Source organism: Aquihabitans sp. McL0605 (genome assembly GCF_049993875.1).
GTDB lineage: Bacteria > Actinomycetota > Acidimicrobiia > Acidimicrobiales > Iamiaceae > Aquihabitans.
Genome location: NZ_CP188252.1, coordinates 4,596,056 through 4,615,050, shown reverse-complemented (window position 1 = coordinate 4,615,050; position 18,995 = coordinate 4,596,056). Strand labels below are relative to the sequence as shown.

The window sequence follows — 18,995 nt, the reverse complement described above, 5'->3', positions numbered from 1 at the left end:
CCCACCATGCGCGCCCGGCCGGTCCCCGTGCGCTGTGCTGGTCGGCGAGGGCGCCGGGCCGGAACCGGACGGCGCCTGCCCCATGGAGGTCACCGTGAACCGTCGCACCCATCTCGCCGCCGCCGTGCTGGGCATCGGCGCCGCCCTGCTCGTCGCCGCCTGCTCGGGCAGCGGCAGCGGTGCCTCGCCCACCACCACCCGGGCCACCACCAGCACGGCGGCCGCCACCACGTCGACCACCAGCACGTCGACCACCGCCGCCCCCACCACCACGGCAGCCCCGAAGCCGTGCAGCAGCGGCGATGGCACCCCACCGGCCGGGGCCGTCACCAAGCCGATCATCGACGTGGACGGCGACGGGAAGCCCGACACCGGGTGGGTGGCGTCGAGCACCGACGGCACGGTCACCGTGGGGATCGAGACGGCGGCGGGCGGCGGCGACAGCATGCCGTTCGAATCGGCCAGCCCGGTCGAGCGGTCGATGCTGGTCGTCGACGCCGACGAGCAGCCGCCGGCCGAGATCATCCTCAGCGACGGCCGCGGCGCCACCCTCTACGCGTGGGTCGACTGCACGATCGCCCCCGTCCGCAACCCCCAGGGCCAGACCTACGCCTTCGACCTGGGCGACCGCATCGGTACGGGCTCGGGCATCGGCTGCGCGGCCACCGCCGACGGGCGCCGCCTGGTCGGCCTGAACCGACAGGCCACCACCGGCTCCACCGTGCCGTGGTCGCAGACGGTCATCGAGCTCGATGGGACGTCCGCCCGCAACGGCGCCAAGACCACGGGCACCTACACCTCCCCCGGCGACGACGCCCAGATCGAGCTGCTCGACCAGATCACCTGCGGCGCCATCACGATGCAGGCCGACGGCATCACCCTCCAGCAGTGATCACGCGAGCCGACCGTGGATGGATCGGGTAGAACCGGACCATGGCTGACGAGACCTCACCCGCCGTCACGGTCACCGGCATCGATCACCTCGTGCTCGACGTGGCCGACACCGAGCGATCCCTCGCCTTCTACCTGGGCGAGCTGGGCCTGGCCCCGGTGCGCGTCGACGAGTGGCGCCGCGGCGAGGTGTTCTTCGCCTCGGTGCGGGTCGACGAGCACACGATCATCGACCTGCTGGAGACGCCGCCCCAGGGCACCAACGTCGACCACTTCTGCCTGGTCATCGAGCCCACCGACCTGACGGCGCTGGCGGCCAGCGGGCGCTTCGAGGTGGTCGACGGCCCCGACCAGCGCTACGGCGCCCAGGGCGACGGCACCTCGCTCTACATCAAGGACCCCGACGGCAACACCGTCGAGCTCCGCCACTACTGATCCGCCCGCCCGGTCAGCCCCGCTCGCCCGACCATCTCTGCGTCTTCGTCGAGGCCGCGGGGACCGGTCGCCGCGGTCACGGCTGGAGCCGGGGATCGTGGGCGGCGTCGGCATAGCGGGTCGGGCAGCCGTGGTCGACCGCCGCTGGCCGCAGCTCGTAGTGCCAGCGCTCGTTGTCGTAGATCCGGCACAGGCCGTAGCGGGCGCCGTGATCGGACAGCCACGCCGCCGCCTTCGATCCGAGGTCGATGGCATCGCCCGACACGTGCGCCGACCGGTCCGGCGGGGCGACCCACCGGGATGCCTCCTCCTCCGAGCCGTACTTCGCCACGGCGTCGCGCCGCAGCTGCTCCTGGTACGCCGTCGAGCGCCAACCGCTGTTGACCTCGAACTCGATGCCGGCACCCGCGGCGTCCTCCGCCGCTCGGCGCAGAGCCGTCAGCAGCTTCGGATCGAGCCGGGCCACGGCCGGGACGTCGTCGCGGAACACCGTGACGCCATCGGGGACGACGCCGTCGGCCACTCCGACCGCCGCCCGGCCCGCCGTGATGGGGCCGGACGCAGCCGGCGCGAGCGGCGACGGCGTCGCCACCTGCAGCGCGACCGGCCGGGGCGCGCTGCTCCTGGACGGCGATGACGAGGCCGGCGGCCGGCACCCGACCGCGCCGATCACCACCACGGCGACCGCGACGATCACGGTGGCGACGGCCGCTCGCAGCCGGCGCGCTCGGGTCTGGGCTGGTTTCCTGGGTGCCATGCACCCACCAGACCCGACCGCGCGTTGCCCGGCCGTACGCGGTTCCCGATACGCCAGCGATACGCGCCGGCTGCGACGATCGACCGAATGCGTGTCCTGATCGTCGAGGACGAACCCCTCCTGGCCGACGCCGTGCGCGACGGCCTGCGCCTGGAAGCCATCGCGGCGGACATCGCCGGTGACGGCGACGCCGCCCTCGAGCTCCTCCGCGTCAACACCTACGACATCGCCATCCTCGACCGCGACATCCCTGGCCCGTCGGGCGACGAGGTCGCGAGGCACATCGTCGCCTCGGGCCGCGGGACGCCGATCCTGATGCTCACCGCGGCGGACCGGCTCGACGACAAGACCACCGGGTTCGAGCTGGGCGCCGACGACTACCTGACGAAGCCGTTCGCGCTGCAGGAGCTGGTGCTGCGCGTGCGCGCCCTCGACCGCCGCCGCGCCCACAGCCGCCCGCCGGTGCGGGAGCTCGCCGGGCTGCGGCTCGATCCGTTCCGCCGCGAGGTCTTCCGCGACGGTGCCTACGTGGCGCTGACCCGGAAGCAGTTCGCCGTGCTCGAGGTCCTGGTGGCCGCCGAGGGCGGCGTCGTCAGCGCCGAGGAGCTGCTGGAGCGGGCGTGGGACGAGCACGCCGACCCGTTCACGAACGCCGTGCGCATCACCATCTCGTCGCTGCGCAAGCGGCTCGGCGCGCCCCCGATCATCGCCACCGTGGCCGGCGTCGGGTACCGCATCGATGTGGGCGCAGACCCCGATGACACCGCCGGGGACGGGCAGGGAGGCCACCGTGGCTAGGCCGCCCGGCATGAGCGTCCGCCTCAAGCTCACGCTCAGCTACACGGGCTTCCTCCTGCTCGCCGGCGCCGCGCTGCTCGCCGCGGTGTGGCTCTACCTGCTGCGCTACGTGCCCGACCGGGCGATGCTCGTCTCCGACGACCTCAACACCGGCGGCGTCTTCCCCATCCGGTCCAGCCTCCTGCGGGTGTTCGCGCCCCGGGCCGCCGTCGTCATGGCCGTGCTGCTGGTCGTCGGGCTCGTCGGCGGCTGGATCCTCGCGGGCCAGATGCTGGCACCCCTCGGCCGCATCACCGAGGCCACCCGGCGGGCGGCAGCCGGCTCGCTGTCCCACCGGATCGACCTCGAGGGTCGAGACGACGAGTTCCGCGAGCTGGCCGATGCGTTCGATGCCATGCTCGCCCGCCTCGAGGCCCACGTCGCCGAGCAGCAGCGGTTCGCCGCCAACGCCTCGCACGAGCTCCGCACCCCGCTGGCCATCACCCAGACGCTCCTCGAGGTCGCCCGCAAGGACCCAGGGGCCGACACCCACCAGCTCATCGACCGGCTCCAGACCGTCAACACGCGGGCGATCGACCTGACCGAGGCCCTGCTCGTGCTCAGCCGGGCCGACCGGCGGACGTTCGTCCACGAGCCCGTCGACCTGTCCCTCATCGTGGAGGAGACGATCGAGACCCTGCTCCCGCTCGCCGAGCAGCACGGGGTCACGATCGAGACCTCGGGCGACGCTGCCCCCACGGTCGGCTCGCCTGCCCTCCTGCTGCAGCTGACCACCAACCTCGTGCACAACGCCATCGTCCACAACCTGCCCGCCGGAGGCACCGTCTGGGTCACCACCTCCGTCGAGGGCGGTGCCGCTCGGATGACGGTCGCCAACACCGGAGCGCCGCTCCGCCCCGAGGTCGCGGCCACGCTGCTGGAGCCGTTCCAGCGCGGCAGCGAGCGCACCCGGACCGACCACGAGGGCGTCGGCCTCGGCCTCGCCATCGTCGACAGCATCACCGAGGCCCACGGCGGCACCGTCATCCTGGAGCCCCGCCCCGAAGGCGGCCTGACGGTGACCGTCCACCTGCCCTGACCAGCGAGCTTCCGATGCCGCCGACCGCCTGAAGATCGATACGCCGGCGATACGCCCGTTCGGGGACCATCGATCAGATGCCCTCCGACGCGAACCCCTGCGGGCCGGGACGGCGCTGATCGCCCTCACGACGGGTCGCGCCCGTCCGCCGGCGCAACCCGAGGGCGCGCCCTGACCAGGGGGCGCAGCCGGGGTCAGAGGTCTCGGCGGAGGACGACGAAGTGGAGGTCGTCGCGCTGCGGGATGCCGAAGCGCTCGTCGCCGTAGGGGAACGGCTTGGTGGCGCCGGTGCGGAGGTACCCGCGTCGCTCGTACCAGGCGATCAGCTCGGTCCGCTGGGCCACCACCTCGAGGTCCATCGTGGTGCACCCCCAGCCCCGGGCCCGCTCCTCGGCCTGGGCCAGCAGGGCCGATCCGGTGCCGCCGGCCTGGCGCGTCGGATCGACGGCGAACAGGCCGAAGTGGGCGGCACCGGCGTGGTGCTGCACGTGGATGCAGCCGACCAGGGCGCCCTCGATCTCGGCCAGCACGACCTCGCCGGCCGGATCGCTGATCGCACCCGCCGCCATGGTGGCGTCGGTACGCTGCCCCTCCAGGAGGTGGGCCTCGGTGGTCCAGCCTGCGGTGCTGGCCTGGCCCCGGTACGCGGCGGTCACGAGCCCGACGAGGGCATCGACATCGCCGGGGACGGCGGGGCGGAACATCGGCGCAGGCACGATCCGCCACCGTAGATCCCAAAACGCAACCGACCTGCAGCGAGCTGCAGGTCAGGGCCGGGGCTGTGGTGGGCCATGAGGGAATCGAACCCCCGACCTCCTGCGCGTCATGCAGGCGCTCTAGCCAACTGAGCTAATGGCCCCGGGACGGACGAAGGTAGCAGGCCCGGCCGCTGATCGCGAACCCAGAACCGCTCCCCTCAGCAGCGGGCCAGGCCCAGGACCACCCCCGCGATGGCCGGGACGAGCAGCACGATGCTGAGGACGATCTGGCGATCCTCGGTGCCCATGACGTGGCCGTCGGGCCGTTCAGGGCGTTGCGGCTTCGGGCAGCAGGAGCGACATCCATCGGGGCGCATCAGAAGACCACAGATGTCCGGTTCAAAGATACGGACATGAGCGGAAACGCTGCTCCGCTGTCAGACCCCCTGCGTACGGTTGGGTCATGTCCTCCGTCGTCACCGACCCCGAGCTCGCCGCCGCGCTCACCGGTGCCGACGTCGCCGTGGGGCAGCTCGGCCGGCACGGGTTCGAGCCCGCCGACGCCCACGAGGCGTACGCCTACGTGCGGGCGCTGGAGGCGGTGCAGCGTCGGGTCCGGTCGCTCCAGGTCGAGGCACTCAACACCTTCCGCCGCACGGGCACCCACCGCATCGATGGCCATGCGTCGCCCCAGGTCATGGTCCGCCACGCCGCCAACCTCTCCCCGGCCGAGGCCGGCCGGCGTGGTGCCATGGCCGCGGTGCTGCGGTCGATGCCCCTGGTGGCCGCCGCGTTCGCCGATGGGGCCATCGGTCCCTGCCAGGTGGAGCGAGCCGGCCGGACGCTGAGCAACCCCCGGGTGCGAGCCGCGTTCATCGACCAGGACGCCAACGTGGCCGTGCTCGCCCACCGGCTCCCCTACGTCGAGTTCGACGCCAAGCTCACCGACTGGGAGCGCCTCGAAGACCAAGACGGTGCCCGCCAGAAGGCCGAGCGCGCCCAGGCCGACCGCAAGCACCGCATCTACGCCGACACCGAGGGCCACACCATCGATGCCTTCATCCCCGGGCTGGCGGGCGTGCAGATCAAGGCGATCCACGACCGGTTCCGTCAGCGCGAGTTCGACGCCGACTGGGCCGAGGCCCGAGAGCGCCTGGGCGACGCGGCCACCGTGGCCGACCTTCGCCGCACCGACGCCCAGCGCAGCGCCGACGCCGCCACCGCCGCCTGGCGGGCGGCCAACGAGGCCCAGGCCGCCGAGCCCGGCGGGTCGCTCGTGATCGCCAACATCGTGATCGACGAGGAGTCCCTCGACCGAGAGGTCCACCACGCCTGCGGCGACGACCCCGGCCCCGACCCGCGGGCCGAGACCCTCCTCGAAGACGCCGTCGACGACCTCGACGACGACCTCGCCCTCGGTGAAGGGTCCGTCCCTGCCGACGAGACCCACGGCAGCTCGGCACCCAACGGGCGGCACCGCTCGTTCCGGTGCCACACCGAGGACGGGGTGCCGATCCACCCGAGCGAGGCGCTCGCCGCGGTGCTCACCGGGCACGTCCGGCGGGTGATCCTGGGCGCCGACGGCGTCGTGCTCGACCAAGGGCGGCTCCAGCGCCTGTTCAAGGGGCCGCAGCGGGCCGCCGTGATGCTCTCGGGCCACCGGTGCAGCTGGGTCGGCTGCCTGGTGCCCACCAGCCAGTGCCAAGCCGACCACCTGACCGGCTTCAACGGGCCCGGCGAGGGCTGTACGTGCCCCCAGAACGGGGGACCCACGTGCGGACGCCACAACCGGTACAAGGAACAGGGGTTCACCGTCTACCGGGACGAGCGCGGCCGCATCCACGTCCTCAGACCCGACGGCACCGAGATCCTCTGAGCCCGCCGCAGGCTGGGTGCTCCGGCGCGCCTCGGGTCAGGCGATGGCGCCCTGGCCGAGCAGGACCAGGATCTCGGCGACGATGCCGCCGCTGGCGTCGACGCAGAACTGGTCGGGCAGGCGCAGCACCTTGTCGTCGCCCAGGTGCAGGAACACCTGCGACTCCCCCGGGAACCGCTCCAGCAGCACCTTGAGGTCCCCGACGGTCTGCTCGTCGAGCCGGGCCGCCGACACCTTCAGCCGCAGCGGCGGGGCACCGTCGGTGATGCCCTCGAAGATCTCGACGTCCATGGCGATGAACTTGGCCTCGTCGTCGCGCTTGTCGACGCGGCCCTTCAGGACGATCACGGCATCGTCGGCGAGCTTGTGGCCGATGTCGGACATGGTCTTGGGGAAGACCATCACCTCGATGGAGCTCTGCAGGTCCTCCAAGATGAAGACCGCCATCAGGTCGCCCTTCTTGGTCCACTTGCGCTGGAGGTTGGTGATGACGCCACCGATGGCGCGCATGGCCCCGTCGTCGAGCTCGCCCAGCTCGTCGATCGTGAGGTCGGTCTTGCGGCGCAGCGCCGCCTCGGCCCCCATCAGGGGGTGATCCGAGACGTAGAGGCCGAGCATCTCCTTCTCGAACTTCAGCTGCTCCTTCTTCTCGAAGTGCAGGTTCGGGATGGCGACCTTCTCGTTGAACGCTCCCCCGCCCGAGGGCCCGGGCTCCTCGATCTCGAAGAGGGACATCACGCCCTGGTCGCGCTCCTTGCGCCGGGCGATGGTCTGGTCGACGATCTGCTCGAACACCGCCAGCAGGCCCCGCCGGGGGTGGCCCACCGAGTCGAACCCGCCGGCCTTGATCAGCGACTCCAGCAGCTTCTTGTTGAGCACGGTCATGTCGACCCGCTCGCAGAACTCGTAGAAGTCGACGAACGGCCCGTTCTGGTCGCGCTCCTCGACGATCTTGGCCACCAGGCCCTCGCCCACGTTGCGCACGGCCGACATGCCGAATGGGATGACCTCGGAGCCGTCTTCGAGGCGGGCCGGCACGAAGTCGGACTTCGACCGGTTCACGTCGGGCACCAGCACCGGGATCTTCATGGTGCGGCACTCGTTGAGGTAGACCGCCGCCTTCTCCAGGCTGCTCTTCACGCTGGTGAGCAGGGCGGCCAGGTACTCCACCGGGAAGTGGGCCTTGAGGTAGGCGGTCTGGAAGGTGACCAGGCCGTACCCGAAGCTGTGGCTCTTGTTGAAGGCGTAGTTGGCGAAGCCCTCGATGATGTCGAACAGGTGGGTGCCGAGCGCGGCGCCGTAGCCGGTGTTCTCGCAGCCGTTGACGAACTTGTCCCGCTCCTTGGCCATGAGCTCGGGCTTCTTCTTGCCCGTGGCCTTGCGGAGGTTGTCGGCCTCGGCGAGCGAGAAGCCGGCGAACTTCTGGCTCACCCGCATGACCGACTCCTGGTAGATCATCAGGCCGTAGGTGTCGGCCAGGAGCTCCTCGGCGTCGGGGTGGAAGTAGTCGACCGGCTTCCGCCCGTTCTTGCGGTCGGCGTAGTCGTTGTGCATGTTCACCGACATCGGGCCCGGTCGGTACAGGGCGATGAGGGCGGCCACGTCGTCGAAGCTGTCGGGCGCGAGCGAGCGCATGAGGGCGCGCATGGCGCCACCCTCCAGCTGGAACACGCCGATGGAGTCTCCCCGGCACAGCATCTCGAGCGTCTCGGCATCGTCGAGCGGCACGTTGTCGATGTCGAGCTTCAGCCCGCCGCGGAAGTCCTCGATCAGGGCCACGGCGTCGGAGATGACGTCGAGGTTGCGCAGCCCGAGGAAGTCCATCTTGAGCAGGCCGAGCTCCTCGACGCCGCCCATCTCGTACTGGGTGACGACCGGTGCCTCGGAGATGTCCTGGCCGGCGGTGGGCTTGCGCTGGATGGGGAGGTAGTCGGTGAGCGGGTCCTTGGTGATCACCACCGCAGCGGCATGGATGCCGTCCTGGCGGCGCAGGCCCTCGAGGCCCTTGGCCACGTCGATGACCTTCTTGAGGTCGTCGTCGGTCTCGTACATGGTCCGCAGGTCGCCGGCCATCTTGTAGCCGTCGGTGTACTTGTCGTGCGGTTCGAGGCAGGCGTACAGGGGCGTGTCGCGGCCCATGATCAGCGGCGGCATGGCCTTGGCCACCTTGTCGCCGACGATGTACGGGTACCCCAGCACCCGAGCGGCGTCTCGCACGGCGGCCCGGGCCTTGATGGTGGAGAACGTCACGATCTGGGCGACGCGGTCGCGCCCGTACCGCTCGGCCGCGTAGCGGATCATCTCGTCCCGGTAGCGGGAGTCGAAGTCCATGTCGATGTCGGGCATGGAGATGCGGGACGGGTTGAGGAACCGCTCGAACAGCAGGTCGTACTTGATGGGGTCGAGGTCGGTGATCCAGAGGCAGTAGGCCACGGCGCACCCGGCGGCCGATCCACGGCCGGGACCGACGCGGATGTTGGTGTCGCGGGCGTGCTTGATGAGGTCCCAGGTGATCAAGAAGTACGAGCTGAAGCCCATGTTCTCAATGGTGGTGAGCTCGTAGGCGAGGCGCTCGACCACGCTGTCGGGGAGGACGTCGCCCCACCGCTTCTTGGCCCCCTCCATGGTGAGGTGGCGCAGGTACTCGGCGTCGTTCTCGAAGCCCTCGGGCAGCGGGAAGTTGGGCAGCAGGGGCTTGCCGAACTCGATCTCCACGTTGCACCGCTCGGCGATCCACAGCGAGTTGTCACACGCCACCTCGACCTCGGAGAACAGCTGGCGCATCTCCTGGGAGGTCTTCAGGTAGTGGTCGTCGCCGTGGAACTTGAAGCGGTCGGGGTCGCTCATCTGCGACCCGGTCTGCACGCACAGGAGGGCGTCGTGGGCGACGGCGTCGTGGCGGTGGGTGTAGTGGCTGTCGTTGGTGGCCAGAAGAGGCGCACCGATGCGCTTGGCGATCTCGAACAGCTGCGGGTTGGTGCGGTGCTGCTCGGGGATCCCGTGGTCCTGGATCTCCACGAACAGGTTGTTGCGCCCGAAGATGTCCTGGAGCCGGCCGGCGGCCTTGAGCGCCGCCTCCTCGTCGCCCCGCATGAGGTGCTGGAGCACGTGGCCGCCGAGGCAGCCGGTGGTGGCGATGACGCCCTCGGAGTGCTCGTCGAGCAGCTCCCAGTCGAGCCGGGGCTTGTAGTAGTAGCCCTCCATGAACGCCCGGCTCGAGAGCTGGATCAGGTTCTTGTAGCCCGCCTCGTTCTCGGCCAGCAGGGTGAGGTGGTAGTAGAGCTTCTTGCCGCCCCCGGCATCGCCGCCGGAGTCGTCGAGGCGGCCGCGCCGGCTCGGGCGCTCACGGCGCGAGTCGTCGGCCTGGTACGCCTCGAACCCCAAGATGGGCTTGATGCCGTTGTTCTTGCACGCCTTGTAGAACGGCAAGATCCCGTACATGTTGCCGTGGTCGGTGATCCCGATGGCCGGCTGGCCATCGGCCGCGGCTGCCGCCACGACCTCGTCCACGCGGGCCGCGCCATCGAGCATCGAGTACTCGGTGTGCACGTGGAGGTGGGTGAAAGAATCGCCCACGAGACTTCCTTCTTCCGGCTACCAGCGGTCGTCCACAGCTTGCTCCACAAGGGTTGTCCCCAGACTGTGGAGAATGACACGGCTGTGATTTCTGACCGTACCACTGGCCCGCGGCGGTCGCACCGGGCTCAGCGCGCGCCCAGGTCAGACGGTCGCGCCGTTCAGGCCGCGGGCGTCGGGTCGGCCACCTTCACCACGGTCTTGCCGATGTTGGCGCCGGTGAACAGGCCGTTGAGGGCGTCGACCGCGTGCTCGAGCCCGTCGTGGACCTGCTCGCGGTGCACCAGCTGGCCGGCGGCCTCCCACGCCTTGAGGTGCTCGAACGCCTCGTCGAAGCGACCCCAGTTGTTGAGCGTGTTGAAGCCCTGCATGGTGCCGCACCGCGCCAGGAGGTTGGTGTAGTTCGCCGGTCCGGGGTGCTCCCCGGTCAGGTAGCTGGAGATCACGCCGCACAGGGCCACGCGCCCGCCCTGGGCCAGCCGGCCGAGCACCGCATCGAGGATCGGCCCGCCCACGTTGTCGAAGAACACGTCGACGCGCTTGGGGCACGCCTCCTTGAGCTGACCGGGGAGGTCGTCGGCGCGGTAGTCGACGCAGGCATCGAACCCGAACTCCTCGACGACCACGCGGCACTTCTCCGGCCCTCCGGCGATGCCCACCACGCGGGCGCCGGCGATCTTGGCGATCTGCCCGGCCAGCGAGCCGGTGGCGCCGGCGGCGGCCGAGACCACCACGGTCTCCCCCGGCTGGGGCTTGCCGATGTCGGTCATGCCGAAGTACGCCGTGGCGCCGGTGGAGCCGTAGACCGAGAGCATGGCCAGCTGGTCGACCACCCCGGGGATCACGGTGGTGAACAGGTCGTCGCGGACCACCGTGTACTCCTGGAAGTCCGAGAGCGTGGTGACCACGTCGCCCACCGCGTACGCGTCGCAGCGGGTGGCGATCACCTCGGCCACGCCCGCGGCCCGGATCGGGTCGCCCAGCTGCACGGGTGGCAGGTAGCCGGGCTGGTCGTCGAGCCACGTGCGCACGGCGGCGTCGATGCCCAAATACGTGTTGCGCACGAGCGCCTCACCGTCGGCCAGCTCGGGCGCCGGCACCTCGATCAGTTCGGTGTCGGTGGGCTCCACCAGGCCGGTGGGCCGCTTGCGCAGCACCACCTGACGGTTCGTCAGATCGGTCACGGCGGGAGAACCTAGCCAGCCCTCGGCCACCCCGCCGGGATGGCGGGATGGAGGGAGCGGACGGCTGGGCGGGACCGCTACAGGTAGGTCCCGGGGCGGACGTCGCTGCCGTCGGGCTCCGGGCCGCCGGGGCCACCGGCGCCGGGCGCCCCCGGCATGGCACCGGGGGGCAGCTGGCCGCGGATCTGCTCGAGCTGGTTGCGCGCCGCCATCTGCTGGGCGAACAACGTGGCCTGGATGCCGTGGAACAGCCCCTCGAGCCAGCCCACGAGCTGGGCCTGGGCGATGCGCAGCTCGGCATCGCTCGGCTCGCGCTCGTCGCCGAAGGGGATGGCCACCCGCTCGAGCTCGGCGCGGAGGTCCGGGGACAGGGCGGCGCCGACCTCCTGGATCGAGCTGTCGTAGATGGCCTTCAGGCGGTCTCGGGCGGGACCGTCGAGCTCGGCCTGGTGCACCTCGTCGAGCAGCTGCTTGATCATCGACCCGATCCGCATGACCTTGGCCGGCTCCTCGACGGCCTCGCGGCGCTCCTCGATCTCGGTGGGCTCCACCGGATCCGAGGTGTGGGCCACCAGTTCGCCGTGGGCCACCTCGGCCGGCTCGCCGGAGGCCTCGGCCTCCTCGGCGGCGGTGAACGGGGAATCGGTCATCGGGCTTCTCCTACGAGCAGGGGAACGAACATCTCGGCGGCCGTGAGCGAGCCGTGGCGGCCGATGAGCTCGAACGGGCCCGAGTCGGCGACATCGCCGAACGACACCGGGGCGTGGGCGACCAGCGCCACGTCCCCCAACCGCTGGCGGGCGACGTCGGTGACGCGCTCACCCCACCAGCCCTCGTCGACCGTCTGGTCCCGCGAGACCACCCACGCGGTGTCGGTGTGGTGGGCCTGCGCCGCCTCGAGGAGCGCATCGGTCCGGCCCGGCCGGGCGTGCAGCCAGCGGAACCGGCCCTCCCCCGACTGGAACGACACGTGGGCCATGACGTCGCTGTGCGGGTCGACGATGTTGTTCCCCACGTGCACCTGGCCGTGGTCGGCGGTGATCACGAGCGCCGCGTCTCGGGGCAGCATCGACAGCACCTCGGCCACGAGGCGATCGACCGCCTGCAGCTCGGCGTCGTAGAACTCGCCCAGGCCGTACTCGTGGGACACCTTGTCGATGCCGTCGTAGTAGGCGTAGATGAACGGCTCGCCGGCCTTCAGGGATCGGCGCAGCTCGACGAGCATCGCCGAGGGGACCCGGTAGCCGTGGAAGCGGACCTCGGCCAGGTGGGCGCCGCTGAACCCCGAGCTGACGAACTCGGCCTTGGTGACGATGCACGGCCGCTGGCTGCAGAACGCAGGGTGGGGCTGGAAGGCGTGCGGGTCGATGCGCTTGCGGGCATCGCCCACCGGCGTGGTCCAGCGCAAGACGTTGAGGACCTCGTGGTCGACGGCCACCCGGTAGCCCATGACGCCGTGCTCGCCCGGAGCGAGACCGGTGGCGATGCTGGTGAGCGCGGTGGCGGTGGTGGACGGCGAGACGCTGGTGATGGGCCCGCCGACCATCGAGGCGAGCGTGGGCGCCAGGTGCTTGCGCTCCTGCAGCTGGTCCCAGCCCAGCCCGTCGAGCACGAGGAGGACCACCTGGCCCGTGTCGATCGCCGCGGAGGGGATCCACGACGGCGGCTCGACCGACCCATCCAGCAGCGCGGGAACGATGTTGGAGATGCACGCTCCCCCGTAGTCGGGGAGCACGGGCTTGTCCACGACGGTCCTTTCCGGCTGGTCCGGGGACAAGCTATCGCCACCAGCCCGGGTGCCGCGTCGGGGCTGGTCACCGCCCCGTTTCCCGGGGAACGTCGCCGCGTGCCCGTAGGATGCGCACGGTGAAGGTGTCGACTCGCGGTGACTATGCGTGCCGGGCGCTGCTGTCCCTGGCGATGCACGCCGACGGCACGCCCACGTCGGTGCGCGACATCGCGGACCGCACCGCGCTCCCCCAGCCCTACCTCGAGCAGATCCTGCTCGCCGTGAAGGGGGCCGGGTTGGTGCGCTCGAAGCGCGGCGTCGGCGGTGGCTACGTGCTCGCCCGAGACCCGTCGCTCATCACCCTCGCCCAGATCGTGAGCGCCGTCGACGGGCCCATCGAGGTCGGCGACTTCGGGATGCCCCACCAGAACGGCGCCTGCGACCACGAGGGCCAGTGCGTGCTGCTCGCCGTGTGGGCCGACGTGGGCGAGCACATGCGCCAGCTGCTCGAGGGCCAGACCCTCGCCGATGTGGCGGCCATCGCCCGCGGCCAGGCCGCCTGGCCCGACCCCGTCACCTGACCCGAGCCGACCCGAGTGGACCCCGGCCTCAGGAGAGGCGGGCGCGGATGGCGAGGAGGTCGTCGGGCACGGCGGACTCGAACTCGAGCCGTTCGCCGCTGACGGGGTGGTCGAAGCCGAGGCGCTCGGCGTGGAGGTACGGACGCGGGCACGGCAGCGACTCGCGGGCCCCGCGGTAGCGGTCGTCACCGACCACCGAGTGGCCGATGGCCGACAGGTGCACGCGGATCTGGTGGGTGCGGCCGGTCTCGAGGCGGCACACCAGCTCGGCGACCACGACGGGCTCGGTGAACAGCGTCTCCACCTCGTAGCGCGTGCGCGCCGGCTTGCCCCGCTCGGTGACCGCCATCTTCGTGGGGTGCTTGGGCGAACGGCCGATGGGCGCATCGACCAGGCCTCGCGGCGACTCGGGGTGGCCCCACACGAGCGTGCGGTACTGGCGGTCGACCGAGCGGGCCGCCAGCTGCTCCACCAGCGACTGGTACGCCACCTGGGTGCGCGCCACCATCAGCAGGCCCGACGTGCCGCGGTCGAGCCGGTGCACCACGCCGGGGCGGAGCGGGTCGCCCACCGACGCCATCTCCGGGTAGCGGGCCAGGAGGCCGTTGACCAGGGTGCCGCTCAGGTGGCCGGCACCGGGGTGGATGACGAGGTCGGCGGGCTTGTCGATCACGATCACGTGCTCGTCGACGTGGACCGTGGGCACCTCGATCGAGGCATCGGCCTGCGGCAGCTCGACCGCCGCGGTCTCGTCGAGGTCGACGGCGATCTCCACCGCGCCCGTGAGCCGGTCGGCGCCGCGGGTGGCCACCACCCCGTCGATGGTCACCGCACCCTCGCTCACCAGGCGGGCCGCCTCGGTGCGGCTCACGTCGGTGACCATGGCCACCACGCGGTCGATCCGCTCCCCCGCCAACGACTCCGGAACCTCGACGACGACGCGCCGGTCGCCGCTCACGACGCCATCCGGAAGCTGGCGATGACCAGCAGGATGGCGCCGACCACGATGGACGCGTCGGCCACGTTGAACACGGGCCACCACTGCAGGTCGATGAAGTCGATGACCGCACCGTGGAGGAACCCGGCGTCGCCCCGGAAGGCGCGGTCGAGCAGGTTGCCGAGCGCCCCGCCGGAGATCAGGCCCGATGCCACCGCTCCGAGCGGGACCCGGCTGGTGGCGCCGAACGAAACCGCCACCACCACGCCGATGGCGAGGACCGAGATCCACGGGCCCAGCCCGTTGCCGCTGCCGAGGCTGAAGGCCACGCCCGTGTTGAAGAACAGGTTGAAGCGCAGCGAGCCGATCACGTCGACGATGTGGCCGTTGTCGAGCGCGTTGACGGCCCACCACTTGCTGAGCTGATCGAGGACGAGGACGGTGGCCGCAACGGCAGCGACGATCCCCAGGCGCCGGTGCGGCGCCTCTGGTGTGGTCGGTTCGGACATGGATGGTGTCGACCTAGCGGCGGCCGAACCCTCCGACCTTGTACTCCACGCGCTCGCGCGCCCACGGGATGGCTTCGAGCCGCTCCTTGGGGATCGGCAGGCCCGACGACTCGCAGATCCCGTACGTGCCGAGCGCGAACTTGGCCAGCGCGTGATCGATCTCCTCGACCGCCGCCAGGGCCTGCGCCGACATCGTGAGGTCGCGCTCGCGCTCCATGCTGAGGGTGTCGCCCTCGCCGGACTCCTCGTCGAACTGGGCATCACCGGACACGAAGTCGGCGACCAGCTCCGCGGCCTCGGCCCGCAGGTTGTCGGACTGGCGCTGGTAGATGGCGCGCTCCTGGTCGAGCGCCTCCTTCTGCGAGGCGAGCCACGACGCGGAGAACGGTGCCTTGGGGGCCTTGTGGTTCGAGGACGGCTTGGCTTCCGCCTTCTTGGCGATCGCCTTGTTGGCCGGTGCCTTCTTCTTGGCCGGCGCCGCCTTCTTGGCCACGGCCTTCTTGGCGGGCGCGGCCTTCTTCGCCGGCGCTGCCTTCTTGGCCACGGCCTTCTTGACCGGTGCCTTCTTCGCGGGCGCCTTCGTGGTCACGGCCTTCTTGGCGGGCGCGGCCTTCTTGGCCGCCGCCTTCTTGGCGGGCGCCGCCTTCTTGGCCGCCGCCTTCTTCGCAGGCGCGGCCTTCTTCGCTGGTGCGGCCTTCACCACTGGCCCTCCCCGCTTGGCCATCTCGATCAGTGCTTCCGGCCGAAGCGCCAACCGCGCCGATCGTCGTCGTCGAACAGGGCGTCGGACGGCTCGTGCTGGGCATCGTCACGAGGACCGAGCGGCTCGTCGTCGGCCATGGCCTTGCGGAGCTCGGTCAAGAAGGCGTCGTCGTCGGCATCGACGACCGCCTCGTCGCTGAGACCCAGCTCGACCGCGCTCACCGGTGCGGTGGGCGGTCCCGACTCGGTCGGATCGTCGAGGCCGGGTGCCTCGTGATCGATCTCGTCGAAGGCCAGCGCTGGTGGCGGTGGCGGTGGGGCCGGAGCCTCGGCCGCAGGCGTGGGCTCCGGCGTGGCCTCGACCACGTCGGGCTCGGGATCGGGATCCGTGGCGAGCTCATCGGTGGGCTCGGCCGCAGCGTCGACCGGAGCCTCGGGCTCGGGGGCCGCGGCAGGAGCCTCGGCGGGCGCATCGAGATCGGAGAAGTCGGGGAGCTGCGGGTCGGCCAGCGCCGGGGCCGGAGCCATGCGGAAGCCCGACGGGTCGTCGAGGATCTGCTGCAGCTCCGCCAGGGTGGACCCCAGCTGCGAGCGCTGCTCCTCGACATGGCGCTCGAGCACGTTGACGTCGCTGCGCAGCGACTCGCGGATGCCCTCGAGCTCGGTGATCTCGCCCGCCAGGCGCTGGCGCGCCTCCCGGCGCTCTCGCACCGCCTCGGCCTCGATCTCGGCCTTGCTGTCGGCCGAGCGCTTGTCGGTGTCGGCGTTGAGCGTGGCCGCCCGGGATTCGGCGTCGGCCACCATCGAGGTGGACTGCTCCTTGGCGGCGGCCAGCATCTTGTCGGCGTCTTCACGAGCTTCGCGGACCGCGGCGTCGGCGGTGCGCTGGGCCATGACGAGGGTGCGCTGGGCCTGGGCGGCCGTGTCCTCCTCGGACGGGCCCGACGGGGCGGAGGCGAGCCGCTCGGCCACCCGGCGCTCCACCTCGGCTTCGACCACGGCGGGATCGGGGGCCCCCGGGGCGCCACCGCCACCGGCCTTGGCCTGGTCGAGGGCCTGCGTGAGCTGGACCTCGACCTTGCCGGCCATGGCCGCAGCCCGATCGAGGAAGTCGTCGACCTCGGTGGGGTCGTACCCCTTCCCTCGGTACTTCTTGAACTCGGCGTGCTCGAGCAGGCGCTTCAGGGTCAACTCCATGGCGCCCACCCTACCCTCGCGCCCCGACCCGAGATGCGTCTCCGTACCACGAAACGTGACGGATCGGCCGCTGCGTGCGATCGGCCGAAACCTGGCGGTCCGTCATCGACGGCCGCCACCGGTCAGGTGTCGTAGCCGCGCTCGTGCAGGCGGCGGCGCTCCTCGGTGGAGACCTCGACGTTGGTGGGCGTGAGCAGGTACACCTGGTTGGCGACCCGTTCCATCTGCCCGCCGAGGCCGTAGCAGAGGCCGCTGGCGAAGTCGATGAGGCGCCGGGAGAGATCGCGGTCGGCGCCCTGCAGGTTCATGATCACCGGCTGGCTGCCCTTGTACTTGTCGGCGACGTCCTGCGCCTGGTTGAACGACGTGGGCATCACCACGAACGGCTTGGCGTTGGGCACCACGGGCATGGGACGCACCACCTGCGGACGGGGACGGACCTGGCCGACGCTGGACGGCGAGACGGTCTGGCCGATGTCGGCCGCCTCACGCGGATCCCCAGCTCGAGGGTTGATGGGCCGCACCGACCCGATCCCCGACGGCTCATCGGGCAACGACGACGACGGGGACGAGGGCTGGGGGCGCGAAGGAGCGCGGGTCTGGGAGGCACCTCGCTCCGGTTCCTCGGGGTACTCCCTGCCGTACTCGTCGTACTCGGCGTCGTCGCCCAGCCCGAGGTACACCATTGCCTTGCGCCACATGACCCTGAGACTAGCGGGGACCAGCCGGTGCACCAGGGACGGACGGACGTGGACCGAAGAGGGCCGAACCGACGCGGACCATCGTGGCCCCCTCGGCGACCGCCGCCTCGAGGTCGCCGGACATGCCCATCGACCTCACCGGGAGGTTCAGCGTGTCGGCCAGGCCCCGGAGCAGGCGGAAGCCGGCCTGGGCCTCGGCGGGGTTCCCGGTCCGCCCCACGGTCATCAGGCCCTGGACCGCCAGGCCGGCGTCGGTGAGGCGCGCCACGAGCTCGGCCGCGTCGCCGGGGTCGCAACCACCCTTCTGCGGCTCGTCGGAGACGTTGACCTGGACGAGGATCCGGGCTCCCGGCGCCCGCTTGGCGACCTCGAGACCGAGGTCGAGCCGATCGATGGTCTGCCACAGGTGGACGAGCGGGGCGAGCGAACGGACCTTGTTGCGCTGCAGCCGGCCGATGGCGTGCCAGCGGACCTCGAAGCGCTCCGCCACGACCGGCGCCTTGGCCACCAGCTCCTGCGCGTAGTTCTCGCCGAGGTCGATCAGGCCGGCCCCCGCCGCCGCCAGGGCGATCTCCGGGCCGAACCCCTTGGTGACGGCGAGCAGCTGGACCTGGTGGGGGTCTCCCCCGGCCGCGGCGATGCGGTCCTGGACCCGGTCCACCCGCGCCGCGAGCACGGCCGGGTCGGGTGCGGTCACGGCTCGATCCAGGCCACCACGGCCTGGCGGGCGGTGTCGGCGCGGGCCCGGAAGGACCAGTGGACCGGGCTGCAGGCGGTGCAGGTGCCCAGGTCGGTGAACGGCACCCCGAGCTGGGCACAGGCGGCGGCGACCCCACCAGCGACGTCGAGGGCGGGCGTGCCCCAGGCGGTGGCGGCGCGCACCGACGGGCCGTAGCGCTCGGCCACGAGGTCGAGCTCGGGCCCGTCGAACTCGTAGCAGCGGGCCCGGATGCACGGGCCGAGCACGGCGCGCACCGAGGTGGCGCCCAGCGCGGCCATGGCCTCGACCGTGGCCTCGATCACGCCGGCGTGCAGGCCGCGCCAGCCGGCGTGGGCCACGCCGACGACGCCGTCGCCCTGCAGCAGGACGGGGGCGCAATCGGCGGTCTGGACGGCGAGCGCGGCGCCGGGCACCGCGGTGACCGCGGCATCGGCGTCGGTGCCGGCGTGCTGGCCCGGGTGCTCGACGGTGACCACGCGGGGGCCGTGCACCTGGCTCAGCCAGCTCCAGAGGTGGGGCGCGATGGCCGCCCGGCGCGCCGCGAGGCCGGCGGGCTCGGACCCGATGGCCAGGTCGCCGTCACCGGTGTCGGTGAAGCGGGCGTGGATGCGACCGGGCATGCCGG

At 71.6% G+C, this 18,995-nt stretch carries 19 protein-coding genes and 1 tRNA gene; 6 read left to right on the top strand and 14 right to left on the bottom strand.

Annotated elements, in window-relative coordinates; all coding sequences use genetic code 11:
- The first annotated feature begins 94 nt into the window (after positions 1-94).
- Positions 95-892, top strand: a complete 798-nt coding sequence (locus ACPPVX_RS21430) for a hypothetical protein (RefSeq protein ID WP_426572614.1) — start codon at positions 95-97, stop codon at positions 890-892.
- Between the two features lie 41 nt (positions 893-933).
- On the top strand, positions 934-1,326 hold the full coding sequence (locus ACPPVX_RS21425; protein WP_426572613.1) for a VOC family protein: 393 nt from the start codon (positions 934-936) through the stop codon (positions 1,324-1,326).
- Between the two features lie 76 nt (positions 1,327-1,402).
- On the opposite strand, the gene ACPPVX_RS21420 is transcribed toward ACPPVX_RS21425, so the two are convergent.
- Positions 1,403-2,083, bottom strand: coding sequence for a M15 family metallopeptidase (locus tag ACPPVX_RS21420; protein ID WP_426572612.1), 681 nt, complete (start codon positions 2,081-2,083; stop codon positions 1,403-1,405).
- A gap of 87 nt (positions 2,084-2,170) precedes the next feature.
- On the opposite strand from ACPPVX_RS21420, the gene ACPPVX_RS21415 reads away from it, so the two are divergent.
- Complete coding sequence (locus ACPPVX_RS21415; protein ID WP_426572611.1) at positions 2,171-2,881, top strand: response regulator transcription factor; 711 nt, start codon at positions 2,171-2,173, stop codon at positions 2,879-2,881.
- Between the two features lie 10 nt (positions 2,882-2,891).
- Positions 2,892-3,959, top strand: coding sequence for a sensor histidine kinase (locus ACPPVX_RS21410; RefSeq protein WP_426572610.1), 1,068 nt, complete (start codon positions 2,892-2,894; stop codon positions 3,957-3,959).
- A gap of 194 nt (positions 3,960-4,153) precedes the next feature.
- Here ACPPVX_RS21410 and ACPPVX_RS21405 read toward each other — a convergent pair whose 3' ends face one another.
- Positions 4,154-4,675 (bottom strand): GNAT family N-acetyltransferase, encoded by a 522-nt coding sequence (locus ACPPVX_RS21405; protein ID WP_426572609.1) that lies wholly within the window; start codon positions 4,673-4,675, stop codon positions 4,154-4,156.
- 66 nt (positions 4,676-4,741) lie between these two features.
- Positions 4,742-4,818, bottom strand: a tRNA-Val gene (locus ACPPVX_RS21400).
- 302 nt (positions 4,819-5,120) lie between these two features.
- On the opposite strand from ACPPVX_RS21400, the gene ACPPVX_RS21395 reads away from it, so the two are divergent.
- The gene (locus tag ACPPVX_RS21395; RefSeq protein ID WP_426572608.1) at positions 5,121-6,533 is read left to right on the top strand and encodes a DUF222 domain-containing protein; all 1,413 of its coding nucleotides are present in this window, start codon (positions 5,121-5,123) and stop codon (positions 6,531-6,533) included.
- Positions 6,534-6,569: 36 nt separating this feature from the next.
- On the opposite strand, the gene dnaE is transcribed toward ACPPVX_RS21395, so the two are convergent.
- From dnaE to ACPPVX_RS21375, 4 genes are all read right to left on the bottom strand, one after another.
- On the bottom strand, positions 6,570-10,109 hold the full coding sequence (dnaE, locus tag ACPPVX_RS21390) for a DNA polymerase III subunit alpha (RefSeq protein WP_426572607.1): 3,540 nt from the start codon (positions 10,107-10,109) through the stop codon (positions 6,570-6,572).
- 161 nt (positions 10,110-10,270) lie between these two features.
- Positions 10,271-11,293, bottom strand: a complete 1,023-nt coding sequence (locus ACPPVX_RS21385) for an NADP-dependent oxidoreductase (protein WP_426572606.1) — start codon at positions 11,291-11,293, stop codon at positions 10,271-10,273.
- A 77-nt stretch (positions 11,294-11,370) separates the two neighbouring features.
- Positions 11,371-11,943, bottom strand: a complete 573-nt coding sequence (locus ACPPVX_RS21380) for a proteasome activator (RefSeq protein WP_426572605.1) — start codon at positions 11,941-11,943, stop codon at positions 11,371-11,373.
- Entirely contained in the window at positions 11,940-13,040 is a 1,101-nt protein-coding gene (locus ACPPVX_RS21375; protein WP_426572604.1) for an alkaline phosphatase family protein, read from the bottom strand. Before ACPPVX_RS21375 ends, ACPPVX_RS21380 begins: the two co-directional genes overlap by 4 nt.
- A gap of 119 nt (positions 13,041-13,159) precedes the next feature.
- Between ACPPVX_RS21375 and ACPPVX_RS21370 the strand changes: the two genes are divergently transcribed.
- Positions 13,160-13,603: an RrF2 family transcriptional regulator gene (locus ACPPVX_RS21370; RefSeq protein ID WP_426572603.1), complete on the top strand. Its 444-nt coding sequence runs from the start codon at positions 13,160-13,162 to the stop codon at positions 13,601-13,603.
- Between the two features lie 28 nt (positions 13,604-13,631).
- Here ACPPVX_RS21370 and ACPPVX_RS21365 read toward each other — a convergent pair whose 3' ends face one another.
- From ACPPVX_RS21365 to ACPPVX_RS21335, 7 genes are all read right to left on the bottom strand, one after another.
- Positions 13,632-14,561: an RluA family pseudouridine synthase gene (locus ACPPVX_RS21365; RefSeq protein WP_426572602.1), complete on the bottom strand. Its 930-nt coding sequence runs from the start codon at positions 14,559-14,561 to the stop codon at positions 13,632-13,634.
- Positions 14,558-15,049, bottom strand: coding sequence for a signal peptidase II (gene lspA / locus ACPPVX_RS21360; RefSeq protein WP_426572601.1), 492 nt, complete (start codon positions 15,047-15,049; stop codon positions 14,558-14,560). The genes ACPPVX_RS21365 and lspA overlap by 4 nt, the downstream gene beginning before the upstream one ends.
- Positions 15,050-15,062: 13 nt before the next feature.
- Complete coding sequence (locus tag ACPPVX_RS21355) at positions 15,063-15,773, bottom strand: TraR/DksA C4-type zinc finger protein (RefSeq protein WP_426572600.1); 711 nt, start codon at positions 15,771-15,773, stop codon at positions 15,063-15,065.
- Between the two features lie 5 nt (positions 15,774-15,778).
- Positions 15,779-16,948 (bottom strand): DivIVA domain-containing protein, encoded by a 1,170-nt coding sequence (locus ACPPVX_RS21350; protein ID WP_426572599.1) that lies wholly within the window; start codon positions 16,946-16,948, stop codon positions 15,779-15,781.
- Between the two features lie 122 nt (positions 16,949-17,070).
- On the bottom strand, positions 17,071-17,649 hold the full coding sequence (locus ACPPVX_RS21345; protein WP_426572598.1) for a cell division protein SepF: 579 nt from the start codon (positions 17,647-17,649) through the stop codon (positions 17,071-17,073).
- Positions 17,650-17,659: 10 nt separating this feature from the next.
- The gene (locus tag ACPPVX_RS21340) at positions 17,660-18,346 is read right to left on the bottom strand and encodes a YggS family pyridoxal phosphate-dependent enzyme (protein ID WP_426572597.1); all 687 of its coding nucleotides are present in this window, start codon (positions 18,344-18,346) and stop codon (positions 17,660-17,662) included.
- Positions 18,343-18,990 carry a laccase domain-containing protein gene (locus tag ACPPVX_RS21335; protein ID WP_426572596.1) on the bottom strand — a complete coding sequence of 216 codons (648 nt, stop codon included), beginning with the start codon at positions 18,988-18,990 and terminating at the stop codon, positions 18,343-18,345. The genes ACPPVX_RS21340 and ACPPVX_RS21335 overlap by 4 nt, the downstream gene beginning before the upstream one ends.
- Positions 18,991-18,995 lie beyond the last annotated feature (5 nt).

Coding starts and splice junctions, on each gene's coding strand:
- ACPPVX_RS21425 (WP_426572613.1), top strand. CDS start 934: ATGGCTGACGAGACCTCACCCGCCGTCACGGTCACCGGCATCGATCAC.
- ACPPVX_RS21420 (WP_426572612.1), bottom strand. CDS start 2,083: ATGGCACCCAGGAAACCAGCCCAGACCCGAGCGCGCCGGCTGCGAGCG.
- ACPPVX_RS21415 (WP_426572611.1), top strand. CDS start 2,171: ATGCGTGTCCTGATCGTCGAGGACGAACCCCTCCTGGCCGACGCCGTG.
- ACPPVX_RS21410 (WP_426572610.1), top strand. CDS start 2,892: ATGAGCGTCCGCCTCAAGCTCACGCTCAGCTACACGGGCTTCCTCCTG.
- ACPPVX_RS21395 (WP_426572608.1), top strand. CDS start 5,121: ATGTCCTCCGTCGTCACCGACCCCGAGCTCGCCGCCGCGCTCACCGGT.
- ACPPVX_RS21380 (WP_426572605.1), bottom strand. CDS start 11,943: ATGACCGATTCCCCGTTCACCGCCGCCGAGGAGGCCGAGGCCTCCGGC.
- lspA (WP_426572601.1), bottom strand. CDS start 15,049: ATGTCCGAACCGACCACACCAGAGGCGCCGCACCGGCGCCTGGGGATC.
- ACPPVX_RS21355 (WP_426572600.1), bottom strand. CDS start 15,773: ATGGCCAAGCGGGGAGGGCCAGTGGTGAAGGCCGCACCAGCGAAGAAG.
- ACPPVX_RS21350 (WP_426572599.1), bottom strand. CDS start 16,948: ATGGAGTTGACCCTGAAGCGCCTGCTCGAGCACGCCGAGTTCAAGAAG.
- ACPPVX_RS21345 (WP_426572598.1), bottom strand. CDS start 17,649: ATGTGGCGCAAGGCAATGGTGTACCTCGGGCTGGGCGACGACGCCGAG.
- ACPPVX_RS21335 (WP_426572596.1), bottom strand. CDS start 18,990: ATGCCCGGTCGCATCCACGCCCGCTTCACCGACACCGGTGACGGCGAC.